Below are 14,011 nucleotides of genomic sequence, written 5' to 3'. Positions count from 1 at the left end.
GCTGGGCTGAAGCCCGGTCCGGTCCGCTGAGGGGAAACACCGCGCCGCCCGCCCACGGGCCGCGCATTCACCTGAACCTCAGCTAAACGAGATAACCGGCTACCACGTCAATCATCGCCGAGCGTGCGCGCGACGAAGCGTGCGGCGTCCGGGATGTCCAGTTCGATTATCCACAGGTCAGGATCTCGGCGGCGGGCCCGTTCGATCCAGTCGGACACCGATTCGTCCCTGGCAAGGACGACCCATTCATGACCGCCGCTACTGGCGGGCATCGGCGCTATCAGGGCGGTTTCACCGCGTTCACGCGTCACGATGGCAATGGCGCCTGCCGTGTCGTCACCGCGCGCGACGACCACGCCAAAGCCGCCGGCCGCCGCGACGCCGCGCAACAAGGCCGAAATCTTGATCCCGCTGGCAAGCCGGGGGATCACGCCAGCTGGCGCACCGATGCCACGGACTTGATCGCTTCGGCCATCGCCGCGACGCTTTGCGCGCTGCGAATGGCCGCCAGTGTGGACGGGTCCCGCAACGACCGGCTGATGCGGGCCAACGCCTTGAGATGATCGGCGCCGGCGGTTTCGGGCGACAACAGCAACACGATGACATCCACGGGGCTGGCATCCAGCGCATCATATTCCAATGGCCGCCCGAGCCGAGCAATCACGACGGCGCAGCGGTCCAGACCCTCGATGCGGGCATGGGGAATCGCTGCGCCGCTGCCAAAGCCGGTCGAACCCAGCGCTTCGCGCATGCGAACGCGCTCAAGGATGGTCAGGGGCGCAATGTCGAGCGCTTCACCGGCAGCGCCAGCAAGGGCGCGCAAGGCGGCGTCCTTGCTGGCGACAGCCAGGTCGACAAGGAAGCCGTCCGCGACGACAAGATCTGCAAAGCCACTGGAATACGGCATGGTTCTTCTTACTGTGCTGCGATTGCGACACCGGGAGTGACACCGGAACCCGACGCCCGGGGTTCAACCCAGCCGATGGTGCCGTCTTCACGCCGATAGACCATATTGTGAATACCCGAGGCGCTGTTGATGAACAACAGGGCATTGGTGTTGCGCAAGTCGAGCATCATCACGGCATCGCTGACGCTGGCCTGCGGGATATCGACACGGGTCTCGGCAATCACCAGCGGTGCATCGCCGATATCTCCCTCGTCCTCGGCATTGGCCGCAAAGATCATGTAGCCGGCATTGTCGAGACCAGTGCCCGGGCCAGACTCCGGGCCAGCGTCCAGAGCGGGCATCGGTTCGGTGCCGCGCATGGCGCTTGGCGAGTGCCGGTCCTTGAGACGGCGCTTGTAGCGGCGCAGCTGCTTGTCGATCCGATCAGCGGCGGCATCAAAGGCCGGGTTGGCATCTGTGGCACGTCCGCTTCCCTTGAGGATCAGGTCGGCCATGACATGCATGACGATATCACATCCGAAATGGCCGTGCGGCGCTGGCCCCAGTGTGACATGGGCCGAGATTGCGCGCGGAAAATACTTGGTCACCATGGCGCTGAGCCGGTCGCGCACATGCGCGCCAAAAGCAGCCCCGGTATCGACCTGATGGCCCGAGATGCGGATATCCATGCAATTGTCTCCTTGGGTCTTGTCCTGGCGCCGCAGCAGGAATCGCCGAGACGGCAGAACGTTCACGGCTGCAAACGTTATTGCAACCAGAGCGGGTCCTTGAGACCGGCGACAAAAGCGGCATGACGCTCCAGCTCCTCCGGGCTGGCTGAATGGGCACGCACCGCCAGACTCACGCGCTCGATGACAGTGTCCTCCTCGCTTGCCTCGCTGGCAAGGTCGAAACCGATCTGTCGGCCACCGGTCAACTCGACATAGACACGGGCGAGCAGTTCGGAATCAAGCAAGGCGCCATGCTTGGTGCGCGCCGAAAGATCGACATTGTAGCGGCTGCACAGCCCGTCCAGTGTGTTCTTGCCGCCGGGGTGCTTGCGCCGGGCAATTTCCAGCGTGTCGATGGCGCGGCTGTGGGGAATGACCGGCATGCCGGCGCGCTTCAGCTCCCAGTTCAGGAATTCCATGTCGAACACTGCATTGTGCGCAACCAGGGGCGCGTCGCCGATAAAGGCGAGGAATTCATCGATGATCGATTCAAAGATGGGCTGGCCGGTGAGAAAATCCGAAGACAGCCCATGCACGGCCTGGGCGTCCTTGGGCATTGGCCGGCACGGATCGACATAGCTGTGGAAAGTGCGGCCGGTCACGACCCGGTCGATCATCTCGACGGCGCCAAGTTCGACGATGCGGTGGCCGTCACCGGGGAAAATTCCGGTGGTTTCGGTATCGAAGACGATTTCGCGAAGCGGGGCCATGGCGGGCATGTAGCGCCGAGCCGCCGCCAAGAGAAGGCCTTGCGCGCCCGTGTCAGCCCCGGCGCAGCGCAGCGACGAGTTTCCTGACGGCGTGCAGGGTGTGGCGCCGGCCCCGGCCGGTCTCGATGACGACATCAGCGCGGCGGCGCTTGTCGCGATCGGGCATCTGAGATTTGAGGATTCCAGCCAGCTTGTCGGCCGTCATGCCCGGCCGCGCCAGGACCCGCGCCCGTTGCACCCGTGCCGGAGCCGACACCACAACAGTCACATGGCAATGCCGCCAGCCACCCTTTTCGAACAACAGCGGCACATCCAGCACCACGGCGTCCTTCTGACGATGGGCGCCAAGGAACGCCGACTGGGCCTCGGCCACCAACGGATGCAGGATCATCTCAAGACGTTTCAGCCCGGCGCGGTCGCCAAAGACATGGGCGCCGAGCTTTTCGCGGTACAGCCCGCCGGCATGAGTCGTGCCCGGAAACGCCGCCTCGATGGCGGCCAGCGCCCGGCCGCCGGGGCCCTGCACGCGCCGCACTTCGGCATCGGCATCGAACACCGGCGCCCCCAGCGCCCGGAACATCGCTGCCACCGTCGATTTGCCCATGCCGATCGATCCGGTCAGGCCGATGATGGTCGCGCGTCCCCTCATCGTGTCAGCAGCGCCCGCAGTTCGGCGTCGTGTTCGCGCGGCGCCGCATACCCGAAGAAAATCTCGAACGCAGTTGCCGCCTGGCCGATCAACATCGAAAGCCCGTCGATTGTGCCCAGCCCTCGCACCCGCGCCGCCCGCAGCAATGGCGTTTCCAGCGGCACATAAACCGCATCGAACACCAGAGCATCATCCGGCAGCACCGACAGATCGATATCGAGTGGCGGCTGGCCAGCCATGCCCAGGCTGGTCGCATTGAATAACAGGCCGACTTCGGGAGATTCAGGTAAAGGCCCACCCCATTGCAGAACCGTGCCCTGCTGGCCTGCACCGCGTAGCAGCGCCGCGCCCTTGTCGAGGTCCCGCGCCACGATGGTGACCCAATCGGCGCCCATGACAACCGCTGCGGTGACGGCGGCCCGCGCAGCGCCGCCGCTGCCCAGGATGATGACCTCGCGGCCGCGCAGGTCATGACCGGCCAAAGGCTCGCAAATGCCGTCGACATCGGTGTTTGCGCCGCCGGTGCGTCCATCGGGGAAAACCTTGATGGTATTCACTGCCCCCACGGCCAGCGCCGAATCGTCGAGCGTGTCGACAAGGTCCATCACCGCCACCTTGTGAGGAATGGTCACGTTGACACCCACCAGCCCCGTCGCCGACAGCGCCATGATGAATGACCGGAGCGTCTCCGGCGGTATCGGCAAGGCGCGATACCCGCCTTCCAGACCCAGCTTTTCCAGCCAGAATTCATGGATGAGCGGCGATTTCGAATGGTCCAGCGGCCAGCCGATGACAGCGGCCATCGGGTTGGCAGTCATGACGCCATCACCCCGCGCGTGCGCAGATAATCGAGCACCGCCAGCAGCGGCAGGCCACGAATGGTAAATTGATCGCCATCGATGCGGCTGAACAGTTGCGCGCCCAGCCCTTCGATGCGGTAGCAGCCGACACAGCCGAGCACATCGGCGCCCTCGCGCGCCAGATAGTCCGCGATGAACGCATCCGATAGCGGCCGCATGGTCAGCCGCACCGCACCGCCGGCGCGCCATACCGGCTGGCCGCCTTGCGCGATCACCGCCGCAGAGATCAGCCGGTGGCTGGTGCCCGACAGGTCGCGAAGCTGAGCCTGCGCACCGGCAAGAGTGCCAGGCTTCGACAGCAGCCGTCCGTCGTGGGTGACAACGACGGAATCGGCGCCCAGTACCAGCGCGTCCGAGTGCTGCCGCGAAATCTTGATGGCCTTGAGTTCCGCAAGTGCGTCGGCAATGCGTTCGGGGCTGGCGGCTTCAGCGAGCAGAGAGGCGGTGACGCCTTCTTCATCGACATGGGCCGGCAGCGCCAGATGCGCCACGCCGGCTGCATCCAGCATGGCTCTGCGCGCCGCGCTCTGGCTGGCCAAAATGATCATTCCGATTTGCCCTCGCCTGCGTCCTCGCGCGCTTGATACAGATTGATGATCGCCGCAGCCGTTTCCTCGATGGATCGCCGCGTGACATCGATGACCGTGATTTCGTGGTCAGCAAACATGCGCCGGGCATAGGCAACCTCGGCCTCGATGCGGCTGATATCGACATATTCCGTGTCGGCCGTCTGTCCCAGGGTCAGCAAGCGATTGCGGCGGATCATCATCAGGCGGTCCGGCGCAGTGGTCAGCCCGACGATCAGCGGGTTCTTCAGATGAAACAGGCTGGCCGGCGGCGGCGATTGCGGCACGATCGGGATATTGGCGGTCTTGTAGCCGCGATTGGCCAGATAGATGGAGGTCGGCGTCTTGGACGTGCGCGAGACGCCGGCAAGCACGATATCAGCCTCTTCCCAGTCATCATGCCCGGCGCCGTCATCGTGCACCATCGTGTAGTTGATGGCATCGACACGGCGAAAATAGGCCTGGTCCATGACATGCTGGCGGCCCGGTCGCCGCGTCGCTGCTTGGCCGAGCAGTTCGGACAGCGCGCTGATCGTCGGGTCAAGCGGCGACACCAGCGGCAGGCCGAGCGTAGCACAGCGTTGTTCAAGCCGGTCACGCACGCCGCCATCGACCAGCGTGTAGATGACCAGTCCCGGCCGCCGGGCAATTTCCTCGATGACGCGGTCGAGATGGCCTTCGGAGCGCACCATCGGCCAGAAATGCCGTATGGCTTGTGCGCCTTCGAACCGGGCGAGGCCGGCCTTGGCCACCGATTCGAGCGTCTCGCCAGTCGAATCGCTGATCAGGTGCAGATGCAGCTTGCCTGCGTCTCTGGCGGCGTCCGCAGTCATGGCATCAGCTCCAAACAGACGCCGCAGCGCGACGGGGCGCACGAAAAGCCGGGCATGAATCTGGGGATAAGCATAGGGACCAAGCGTTAGGCCAATGGTGGACAAGCCGACAAGCCGCAATTGCACCCAGCCCCGGGCAAAGCATGGGCATGTTGTTGTGGCTGGGAATGATTCCACAGGCATGCCTGTGGATAACGGGGAAAAGTCCTGCGACTCGCGTGTTTGCTGCCGGTTGCGGGGAATGGCGATTGTGCAAAAAGGGACTCATGGCGTTTAATCCCCATGATTCAGCCCCCCAACTATCAATCACAATCATTTCTCAAGAATCTTTGTTTGTTGAAATGTTGCGCGGGCCAAGCCCTCTTGACCAGCCATCCGGGGGGCATGAAAGGGAGGCATGACCATCGCTTCCGATCCGCCGCTGCTCGCCGTGCTCAAAGGGGAACATCGTGACCCGCCGCCAGTCTGGCTGATGCGGCAGGCAGGACGTTATCTGCCGGAATACAGGGCCTTGCGCGCTGAAAAGGGCGGTTTTCTGGAACTGGTCTACGACAGCGATGCCGCCTGCGAGGTCACCTTGCAACCGTTGCGGCGCTTTGGCATGGACGGTGCCATCCTGTTTTCCGACATCCTGATCGTGCCGCATGCGATGGGCCAGAACCTGACATTCGGTGTCGGCGAGGGCCCACATTTGTCGCCGGCGCTGTCGGACGGCGATTTTTCGCATCTGACACCCGAACCTGGTCATCTGGCGAAAATCTACGAGACCGTGACCAAGGTGCGTGCCGCGCTTGATCCCAAGGTGACCATGCTGGGTTTTGCCGGTTCGCCCTGGACGATTGCGACGTACATGGTCGCTGGACAAGGATCCAAGGACCAGAGCGAGGCGCGGCGACTGGCCTATCGCGATCCGCAAGCGTTCCAGGCATTGATCGACCGTATCGTCACTGTCACCGTCGACTATCTGTCGGGCCAGATCAATGCTGGTGCGCAGGCCGTGCAATTGTTCGACAGCTGGGCCGGCAGCCTGTCACCTGCCCAGTTCGAACGTTGGGTGATCGCGCCGACAGCCGACATCGTCAGCCGGCTGATGCAGCTTCACGGTGATGTCCCCATCATCGGCTTTCCCAAGGGTGCCGGCGCAAAACTGGCGGCATATGCCGCGGAAACAGGCGTCGATGCCGTCGGCCTGGATGAAACCATCGATCCTGTTTGGGCAGACATGATGCTGCCCGTCGGCATGCCGGTGCAGGGCAATCTGGATCCGCTCGCGCTGATTGCGGGCGGCGATGCTCTCAAGACGGCGGTGACACGTATTCGTGCAGCGTTCGATAGCCGCCCGCATATCTTCAATCTGGGCCATGGCATCGTGCTTGATACGCCGGTGGATCATGTCGAGGAACTGCTCGACCTGCTGCACAAGCCGCTTTGACCCATGCTGGAATTCGCTGTCGGCTGGCTGGGAGAGACCTATCTGTGGGTCAAGGCGCTGCACGTCAGCTTCGTGATTTTCTGGACGGCCGGCCTGTTCATGGTGCCACGCTTTCTGGTTTATTGGCATCCGGTTGGTGCCGGTGAGCCGGAAGCGCTCCTGTGGGATACGCGTTGCCAGCGGTTGCGGCGCATCATCCTGACGCCGGCCATGCTGGTGTCATGGGTTGCAGGACTGCTGCTTGCCTTCCATCTGGGCTGGCCAGCCTGGCTCATGGCCAAATTCGTCATCGTTCTGGGTCTTACCGGTTTTCATGGCTGGACTGTCGGCATGACAAGGCGTTTTGCCGCTGGCGAGCGCCCGTTAACCGAGAAAGCCCTGCGTCTGCTCAACGAAGTGCCGTCGCTCACCACTTTTGCCATCGTCATCCTGGTCGTCGTGAAGCCATTCTGACCCGGCATCTGGCCGCTTGCCGAGGCGGCAGCGTCATGCCAGCCTCGGGACAAAGGGGAACACAGGCCATGGTCACACGCAGGGGTATGCTGGGCGGTACAGCAATGGCGGCCGCGGTTGTGGCCGGTCCAGCATCAGCGGCAATAAAGACACGCAAATTGCTTCCGCGATTTGGTCCTGCGCCAGGCGACGCACATCTTGTCTACAATGAAAACCCTTATGGCCCTGCACCATCTGCCCTGCGTGCCATGGCCGATGGGGCTGCGCAGGGCTGCTATTATGCTGACGACATCGAACCACAGCTGATTGCGATGATTGCCAGCCGGCATGGTGTTGCGCCGAACCAGGTCGTGCTCGGCAATGGCTCCAGCGAATTGCTTGCAGCCGCGCACATCGTCGCCGGCCGCAAAGGCCCGATTCTTGCGCCTGCCCTGACCTTTGACGAAGTCTTGTTGCTGACTGCCGCACAAGGTATTGCCTTTCAGTCTGTGCCACTGGCACCCGACATGGGCATTGATCTGGTTGCCATGGCGGCAGCATCCGGCAGCGCCGGTCTGGTTTATCTGTGCAATCCCAACAACCCGACCGGCCTGATGTTGGAGCCGGCGACGCTGCGCGGGTTCATTGCCAATGTCTCGCCGTACTCCACCGTGCTTGTCGACGAGGCGTATCTCGAATTGGCCGACAATCCTGAAGCCCATGGCCTTGATGATCTCGTCAGATCCGGTGCCAACCTGATCCTGACACGCACCTTTTCCAAACTGCACGGACTTGCCGGTTTGCGCATCGGTTATGCGCTGGGGCCGGCGCCCCTCATTGCCGCGATGAAAGCTGCCCGCACCACCATCGGCTTGTCCAGCGCAGGCCTTGCCGCGGCTATTGCCAGCTATGATGACTTGGATTTCGTGCGTTATTCTCGCGGCCGGATTATCGCTGCTCGCCAGATCCTGCTGGGTGCTGCCGCCAAGGCTGGAGTGCGCGCACTGCCTTCCCAGGCAAGCTTTGTGCTCATCGAAGTGCCGGATGCCAACCGTCTGCAAGCGGCCATGGCAACACGGGGAATTCGCATCAGGAGCAGCTATGGTCCGGCCTTTGCCCGTTGGTCGCGGGTTTCGACTGGTCGTATTGCCGACGTGCAACGATACGCCGATGCATTACCGATGCTGCTCGGCAGCTGATGGGTCCAAAGGCCTAGGGTGGGAGCCATACAGCCGGCGTGTGAGGGCAAACGAAATATGGTGCACCCGGCAGGATTCGAACCTGCGACCTGCGGTTTAGGAAACCGTCGCTCTGTCCTGCTGAGCTACGGGTGCATTGCATCTGCCTTTGCCGGTGACGCGGGCGAGTTCAAGCAAAATTCGTCGTGAAAGACGTGCTGGCGGTTCAGGCGTCTGACCTGATCAGCGGGCGAAACGGCATGGGCAGCAATGCAATGCCTTCGGCAACAAGCGCTGCTGCATCCTCTTGGCTGGCCTCGCCATAGATGCTGCGGGCTTGGCCATTTTCGTGCAACGCACGCGCTTCCTGGGCGAAACGGTCGCCGACATAATCGGAACCGGCTTCAAGCTGGCGCTGCAAGGCCAGCAGCCGGGTTGCAGCGTCAGTGGGTGAAGCATCGGCCTGGCGATTGGCCTTGGCAGAGACAGCGGGTGCCATGACGGCCTTTTCAATACTGGTATTGCAGCAGACCGGGCAGGCAATGAGGCCGCGTATCCGCTGGGACTCATAGTCGTCGGAACTGCCAAACCAAGCTTCGAATACATGGGCTACACCGCAGCGCAGGTCGAAAACAATCATGCTCGGGGCAACGAAAAGGTTCGGGCATTCGCAAGTGCCGGCACCCTTTGGCGGGCATCTGCGACCGCGCCCAGATCGATATCGATCACGGCGTTGCCCACCACGGTGCCCATGTCGAGCAGGACATCACCCCAGGGCCCGACAACGAGACTGTGGCCAAAAGTGGCACGGCCATCCTGATGGTCACCGGTCTGGGCCGCAGCGATGACAAAACAGCCGGTTTCAATGGCGCGCGCGCGCAGCAGGACGTGCCAGTGCGCCGCGCCGGTCGGCCGGGTAAAGGCGGCGGGCACTGCAATCATGACGGCACCCGCCTCTGCAAGTGTCCTGTGGAGCGCCGGAAAGCGCACATCGTAGCAAATGGTCATGCCGAGCGCTCCCCAAGGCGTGCCAGCCACAACAGCCTGTTCCCCCGGGGTATAAGCCGCAGATTCGCGGTAGGTTTCGCCATCACCAAGCACAACATCGAAAAGGTGGATCTTGGCATAGCGGGCACGAATGGCACCGGTGTCATCAATGAGAAAACCCCGGTTGGTCAATAATGGCCCGCCGTCGTCATCGCGAAGGGCAAGGCTGCCCAACTGCACCCAGACCTTGTGGGCGGCCGCGGCCTGGCGCACTGCCGCAAGTACGATATCTTTGTTTTCTGCTCTCACATTGCCGCTGGCGCGGGTGCGGTCCCTGTCCAGTAGCCCGCTCATTTCCGGTGTGAAGATGATCTGGGCGCCCTGTGCAGCCAGGTCACTTATGGCAGCCGCAAGCTGCCTTGCCTCCTGCGCCGGATCGATGCCGGTGTTGGTCTGGACAAGGCCGAGTCGCAGCATCATGCCGCCAGCATAGGATCCAACTGGCCGGCACGGTCAAGCGCGGCAAGGTCATCGCTGCCGCCGACATGGACACCGTCGATGAATATCTGGGGCACGGTCTGGCGCCCGCCGGACCTGGCGATCATTTCGGATCGGCCAGCGCCGCCCAGTGTGATGTCGTGTTCCTCGAAGGCGGCGCCCTTTTTGGTGAGCAGCGCCTTGGCACGTGTGCAGAACGGGCAGAGAAACTTGGTGTAGACTTCAACCTTGGCCATAACTGTCCTTCTCATCGGCTTCCCGGCTGTCGTGCGTAGCGGACCGGCCCGCATTTCGCCCGGAAACGTCGTCGCCGACCCGAACCGCACGCGCCCAGGTCAGGACATCGACTCGTGTCGCGCCAGCCCGTTTCAACGCTCTGGCACAGGCCGCTACCGTTGCCCCCGACGTCATCACATCGTCAATTAACAGGATATGACGGCCTGCAATGACGCTTTTATCACGAACGCGAAAGGCACCTGCGACATTCTTTCGCCGGGCGGCGCGGTCCATTGGCCCTTTTCGACTGGGCTTCACGCGCTGCATTGCGTCCAGGCATGTCTTGGCGCCCGACAGCCGGGCCAGTTGCGTAGCCATGAGGGCAGCCTGGTTGAAGCCGCGCTCCCACAATCGCCAACGGTGCAGCGGCACCGGAACGACCAGACTGTCAGCCGTAATCCCTCCGACAGAGGCACGGAGCAGATGCGGCGCCATCAGCCGCGCCAAATGCTGGCGATCACCGTGCTTGAAGGAAAGCACGACGCTGCGGGCCGGTCCGGCGTAGACAAAGGCGGCGCGTGCCGTGGCATAGTTTGGCGGCTCTGCCAGGCAACCCCCGCATAGCGTGTCAGGTCCGCCGTCATGGACAAGCGGTATCCCGCAGCAGGCGCACAAGGGCGCCGAGATGAATTGCAGTGCGGCATAACAGGCCGAGCAGAAACGGTCATCGCCGTCGACGATGACGCGGCAGGAAGGGCAACGCGGCGGCAGCACCAGATCGAATAGCTGGCGCAATGGCATGAACAGGACGGTCGCGGCGCGTTTTCCGTTGGACACGATCCTTGATGATGCACCATCCATACGGACTGTTTGCGCTCGTCTCGCCCTCTCCCGCAAGGGGCGCCGCCGCGCTATGGCACATCATGGCCAAGATAGAACCCTTTGACCGCGCGCTGCGCCGACATCGACACAGGCGGGCGGTGAATGGTTTTGCTACGGCAGATTTCTTGCACCGCGCCATGGCAGACGAATTGCGAGAACGCATCGCCGACGTATCGCGGGATTTTCGCGACGTTCTTGACCTTGGTGGACCGATGCCGGTCTGGCCTGGAGCGGTGCGCGCGGCGCTGGCGCCAGAGCCAGGCGGGATAGTGGCAGACGAGGACCGGTTGCCCTTCGCCGATGCCAGTTTCGAGCTGGTGATGTGTGCGGGCAATCTGGCAACCGTCAGCGACCTGCCCGGCGCCCTTGCGCAGATTCGGCGGGTGCTCAGGCCGGACGGATTGTTTGTCGCGGCCTTTGTCGGCGGGATGACGCTTGTTGAATTGCGGGCTGCGCTTTTGACGGCAGAAGCCGATATCACCGGCGGCGCGGCGGCGCGGCTTGCGCCGATGGTCGAGGCCAGCGCTGCGGCTGGTCTGTTGCAGCGGGCGGGATTTGCCATGCCCGTCGCAGATGTGGAACGGGTCTGCGTGCGCTATGCCGGGCTTTTCGCGCTGTTGGACGATGTGACGGCGATGGGCGCGCGCTCGGTGCTGCATAGCCGTTCTGCCCTGCGCCGGGATGTGCTGGCCTCGGCAGCGGCGCGATTCGCCGAGGCAGCCGACCCGGACGGCAAGACATCGGTGACAGCCGAAATCATTTATGTGACGGGATGGGCGCCGGGTCCCGGCCAGCCGGTGCCGCTGGCGCCCGGCAGTGCGACGACCAGCCTGGCAAAGGCGCTGGGCAGCCGGATTTGAGAAACGGTCTAAAGCGCTATGACCGACAATTGCCGGCCATAGTCCGGTTCGCCCCCGTGCGTGGTGCGGCGAAAGCTGAACCAGCGCGCGGCATCGGGATAGGTGTCGATGCCGCACGCAATCACCTTGCCCACGCCCGCCCTTGCCAGCCGCGCGGCTACCAGGCCTTCGAGATCGAATTGCCAATGATCGGGCTTGCCGGCGCTGAAGAAATGGTCATGCGCGGGATCGTCCGCAATGAAGCGCCGATAAAAGGCCTCATCGACTTCATAGCTGGCGCGGGCGATGCACGGCCCGACTGCGGCAATGATGTGGTCCCGGCGCGCGCCCAGCGCCTCCATCGCAGCCACTGCGGCGCCGCCGATATCGGCAAGCGCACCTTTCCAGCCGCTGTGCGCCGCACCGATGACGCCGGCTTCGCGGTCGGCAAGCAGGATGGGTGCGCAGTCGGCGGTCAGAATCCCCAGTGCCAGGCCAGGGGTGGCCGTAACCATGGCATCGGCATGCGGCCGAGCACTGTCGGCAAAGGGCGCGGACACCGGCACAACGGCGGCGCTGTGCACCTGGTGCAGCGTCACAAGCCGCGCCCCGGGCGCCACAGCGGCCACGGCACGGCGGCGGTTTTCCGCCACGGCAGCGCTGTCGTCGCTGGAGCCAAGCCCGACATTCAGGCTGTGATAGAGCCCGGTCGATACCCCGCCTTGCCGGCCGGCAAAGCCGTGCGCGACACCGGCCAGTTCCGGGACCTTGATGATGGTCATGCCGGTCACAGTATCGCCCTGCACAGGATATCCTCGTCGGCCTGATCGCCCACCATGAAATGGTAGGGGGCAATCTCGGCAAAGCCATGGCGCGCATAAAACCGCCGGGCGCGCGGGTTGTGCGTGAACACCGACAGCCAGATTTCGGGTGCGCCGCGTGCCCGCGCGCGGTCCAGCGCCCAGCGTGTCAGAACATCGGCAATGCCCAGCCCCTGCCACGGGCCGAACACGTACAATTGCCGCAGCTCCATTGCGCCGGGCGCAGGGTCTGTCGCGGGCAGTTTCAGTCCCGATACCTTGCAAAAGCCGATCGGCACTGCGCCCACACAGGCAAAGCGCACGGCAATATTGGGGTCTGCCAGCTCGGCGGCATAAGCCGCGTCGCTGCCTTGTTCGAGAAAGCACTCAAGGTCCGGCAGTTTATAAAGCTTGCCGAAGGTTTCTATGAACGTGGCGCGGGCAATTCCGCCCAGCAAGGGGCCGTCTTCCACGACGGCATCACGGTAGTCGATCATTCTGAAAATCCCGCCGGCTGCGGCCAGCCGCGCCCCTGAAACGCCAGCACCTTGAACAGCGCGCCCATCTGAACTGGCGCCGTCAGCCGCACCAGAGCGGCGGACACGCGTGCCGCCGCCGCCGTATCACGCCCGGCCTTCAACTTTTCCGCGCGCGGCTCGATGCCCAACCGGGTCAGGAGCACACCTTGCGGCATGGGGCCATGCGCAGGGACACCGGCCGTCGCGGCGAGCGCGCCAAAGTCGACATGGGCGGTCAAATCAGCCTCCCCCGGATCAATGAACGGATCGTGCGACATGTGGTGACGCAGGCCTTGCAGGCTGTCCAGTCCCTCGTCTGTGCGGCTGCCGTCATGACCATAATCGATGACCAGCGCCGCGCCGCCGTGTCGGTCCAGCCTGGCACCGATCTGCGCCGCCAGCGCCTCTCCTGCCGGGCTCCATTCCCTGTCCGGGCCTGCTGACGCTATCCAGACAGGCGCGAACCCGTCATCGGTCACGCCGATATGCAGCTCGGCAGCAGCCTTGCGCTGGCGGACGGGCAGGGCATCGAAAAACTCGTTGGCGACAACGATCAGCGGCGCCGTATCCGGAATCGCTTCCAGATCATCATGCCAGTGCGGCGCCAGGGGTGATGCCACCAGTGTTTGGGCCTGCGCCGCGCGCAACACCGGGCTGGTTTCCACCAGATGCAATGTCGCCGTCTCTGCAAATCCAGGCAGCCTTCCCAACACCCGCAGTGCATCGGCCATCAGCGTGCCGCGACCTGGTCCCAGTTCCACCAAATGCACAGCCGGCGCCCCGGCGCGGGTCCAGATATCGCCGATCCACCCCCCGATGATTTCGCCGAACATCTGGCTGATTTCCGGGGCAGTGGTGAAATCTCCGGCTGCGCCAAACGGGTCACGGCTGGCGTAATAATGGCCGTTGCACGCAGTCATCCAGGCATCGAGCCGCATCGGGCCGTCCGCCATGATAGACTGGCGCAGCGTGTCGGCCAAACTCATGTTGCTGC

Annotated in this window: 19 protein-coding genes and 1 tRNA gene; 4 read left to right on the top strand and 16 right to left on the bottom strand. The window is 63.7% G+C overall.

What is annotated here, in order from left to right; translation table 11 throughout:
* Positions 1-107: 107 nt before the first annotated feature.
* The 8 genes from RMQ73_RS12490 to RMQ73_RS12455 form a co-directional block, all read right to left on the bottom strand.
* Positions 108-431, bottom strand: a complete 324-nt coding sequence (locus RMQ73_RS12490; protein WP_310498587.1) for a DUF1491 family protein — start codon at positions 429-431, stop codon at positions 108-110.
* The gene (locus tag RMQ73_RS12485) at positions 428-907 is read right to left on the bottom strand and encodes a PTS sugar transporter subunit IIA (protein ID WP_310498585.1); all 480 of its coding nucleotides are present in this window, start codon (positions 905-907) and stop codon (positions 428-430) included. Before RMQ73_RS12485 ends, RMQ73_RS12490 begins: the two co-directional genes overlap by 4 nt.
* An 8-nt stretch (positions 908-915) precedes the next feature.
* A complete protein-coding gene (gene hpf, locus RMQ73_RS12480; protein ID WP_310498584.1) occupies positions 916-1,575 on the bottom strand; it encodes a ribosome hibernation-promoting factor, HPF/YfiA family in 660 nt (219 codons plus the stop codon).
* A 77-nt stretch (positions 1,576-1,652) separates the two neighbouring features.
* Positions 1,653-2,327 carry a DNA polymerase III subunit epsilon gene (gene dnaQ / locus RMQ73_RS12475; RefSeq protein ID WP_310498583.1) on the bottom strand — a complete coding sequence of 225 codons (675 nt, stop codon included), beginning with the start codon at positions 2,325-2,327 and terminating at the stop codon, positions 1,653-1,655.
* A 52-nt stretch (positions 2,328-2,379) separates the two neighbouring features.
* Positions 2,380-2,976, bottom strand: a complete 597-nt coding sequence (gene coaE, locus RMQ73_RS12470) for a dephospho-CoA kinase (protein WP_310498582.1) — start codon at positions 2,974-2,976, stop codon at positions 2,380-2,382.
* Positions 2,973-3,794 carry a shikimate dehydrogenase gene (gene aroE / locus RMQ73_RS12465; protein ID WP_310498581.1) on the bottom strand — a complete coding sequence of 274 codons (822 nt, stop codon included), beginning with the start codon at positions 3,792-3,794 and terminating at the stop codon, positions 2,973-2,975. Before aroE ends, coaE begins: the two co-directional genes overlap by 4 nt.
* Positions 3,791-4,384, bottom strand: a complete 594-nt coding sequence (locus RMQ73_RS12460; RefSeq protein ID WP_310498580.1) for a nucleoside triphosphate pyrophosphatase — start codon at positions 4,382-4,384, stop codon at positions 3,791-3,793. Before RMQ73_RS12460 ends, aroE begins: the two co-directional genes overlap by 4 nt.
* On the bottom strand, positions 4,381-5,235 hold the full coding sequence (locus RMQ73_RS12455) for a pyruvate, water dikinase regulatory protein (protein ID WP_310498579.1): 855 nt from the start codon (positions 5,233-5,235) through the stop codon (positions 4,381-4,383). Before RMQ73_RS12455 ends, RMQ73_RS12460 begins: the two co-directional genes overlap by 4 nt.
* A gap of 397 nt (positions 5,236-5,632) precedes the next feature.
* Here RMQ73_RS12455 and hemE point away from each other — a divergent pair, with 397 nt between their 5' ends.
* From hemE to RMQ73_RS12440, 3 genes are read left to right on the top strand one after another with little or no spacing between them, the layout of a single operon-like run.
* Positions 5,633-6,667 carry a uroporphyrinogen decarboxylase gene (gene hemE / locus RMQ73_RS12450; RefSeq protein ID WP_310498577.1) on the top strand — a complete coding sequence of 345 codons (1,035 nt, stop codon included), beginning with the start codon at positions 5,633-5,635 and terminating at the stop codon, positions 6,665-6,667.
* Between the two features lie 3 nt (positions 6,668-6,670).
* A complete protein-coding gene (locus RMQ73_RS12445) occupies positions 6,671-7,120 on the top strand; it encodes a CopD family protein (protein ID WP_310498575.1) in 450 nt (149 codons plus the stop codon).
* A gap of 35 nt (positions 7,121-7,155) precedes the next feature.
* Entirely contained in the window at positions 7,156-8,298 is a 1,143-nt protein-coding gene (locus RMQ73_RS12440) for a histidinol-phosphate transaminase (protein ID WP_310498574.1), read from the top strand.
* A gap of 58 nt (positions 8,299-8,356) precedes the next feature.
* On the opposite strand, the gene RMQ73_RS12435 is transcribed toward RMQ73_RS12440, so the two are convergent.
* The 5 genes from RMQ73_RS12435 to RMQ73_RS12415 form a co-directional block, all read right to left on the bottom strand.
* Positions 8,357-8,433 (bottom strand) — tRNA-Arg (locus RMQ73_RS12435).
* 70 nt (positions 8,434-8,503) lie between these two features.
* Positions 8,504-8,917 carry a DUF1178 family protein gene (locus RMQ73_RS12430; RefSeq protein ID WP_310498573.1) on the bottom strand — a complete coding sequence of 138 codons (414 nt, stop codon included), beginning with the start codon at positions 8,915-8,917 and terminating at the stop codon, positions 8,504-8,506.
* Complete coding sequence (locus tag RMQ73_RS12425) at positions 8,914-9,738, bottom strand: carbon-nitrogen hydrolase family protein (protein ID WP_310498609.1); 825 nt, start codon at positions 9,736-9,738, stop codon at positions 8,914-8,916. Before RMQ73_RS12425 ends, RMQ73_RS12430 begins: the two co-directional genes overlap by 4 nt.
* A 2-nt stretch (positions 9,739-9,740) precedes the next feature.
* The gene (grxC, locus tag RMQ73_RS12420; protein ID WP_310498571.1) at positions 9,741-9,998 is read right to left on the bottom strand and encodes a glutaredoxin 3; all 258 of its coding nucleotides are present in this window, start codon (positions 9,996-9,998) and stop codon (positions 9,741-9,743) included.
* On the bottom strand, positions 9,985-10,815 hold the full coding sequence (locus tag RMQ73_RS12415; protein ID WP_310498570.1) for a ComF family protein: 831 nt from the start codon (positions 10,813-10,815) through the stop codon (positions 9,985-9,987). The genes grxC and RMQ73_RS12415 overlap by 14 nt, the downstream gene beginning before the upstream one ends.
* Before the next feature lie 182 nt (positions 10,816-10,997).
* Here RMQ73_RS12415 and RMQ73_RS12410 point away from each other — a divergent pair, with 182 nt between their 5' ends.
* Positions 10,998-11,720, top strand: a complete 723-nt coding sequence (locus tag RMQ73_RS12410; protein WP_310498569.1) for a methyltransferase domain-containing protein — start codon at positions 10,998-11,000, stop codon at positions 11,718-11,720.
* 8 nt (positions 11,721-11,728) lie between these two features.
* Here the strand turns inward: RMQ73_RS12410 and pgeF are convergent, their stop codons facing one another.
* Genes pgeF through RMQ73_RS12395 form a run of 3 tightly spaced genes read right to left on the bottom strand, consistent with a single transcriptional unit; the run spans position 11,729 to position 14,003 of the window.
* On the bottom strand, positions 11,729-12,481 hold the full coding sequence (pgeF, locus tag RMQ73_RS12405) for a peptidoglycan editing factor PgeF (protein WP_310498608.1): 753 nt from the start codon (positions 12,479-12,481) through the stop codon (positions 11,729-11,731).
* Between the two features lie 5 nt (positions 12,482-12,486).
* Positions 12,487-12,996, bottom strand: coding sequence for a GNAT family N-acetyltransferase (locus RMQ73_RS12400; protein ID WP_310498568.1), 510 nt, complete (start codon positions 12,994-12,996; stop codon positions 12,487-12,489).
* A complete protein-coding gene (locus tag RMQ73_RS12395) occupies positions 12,993-14,003 on the bottom strand; it encodes an SAM-dependent methyltransferase (RefSeq protein ID WP_310498567.1) in 1,011 nt (336 codons plus the stop codon). The genes RMQ73_RS12400 and RMQ73_RS12395 overlap by 4 nt, the downstream gene beginning before the upstream one ends.
* Positions 14,004-14,011: the final 8 nt, after the last annotated feature.

This window comes from Sandarakinorhabdus sp. (genome assembly GCF_031430775.1).
Classification (GTDB): Bacteria; Pseudomonadota; Alphaproteobacteria; order Sphingomonadales; family Sphingomonadaceae; genus Sandarakinorhabdus.
The sequence above is the reverse complement of the archived record's forward strand: the minus strand, read 5'-3'. Positions and strand labels throughout refer to the sequence as shown.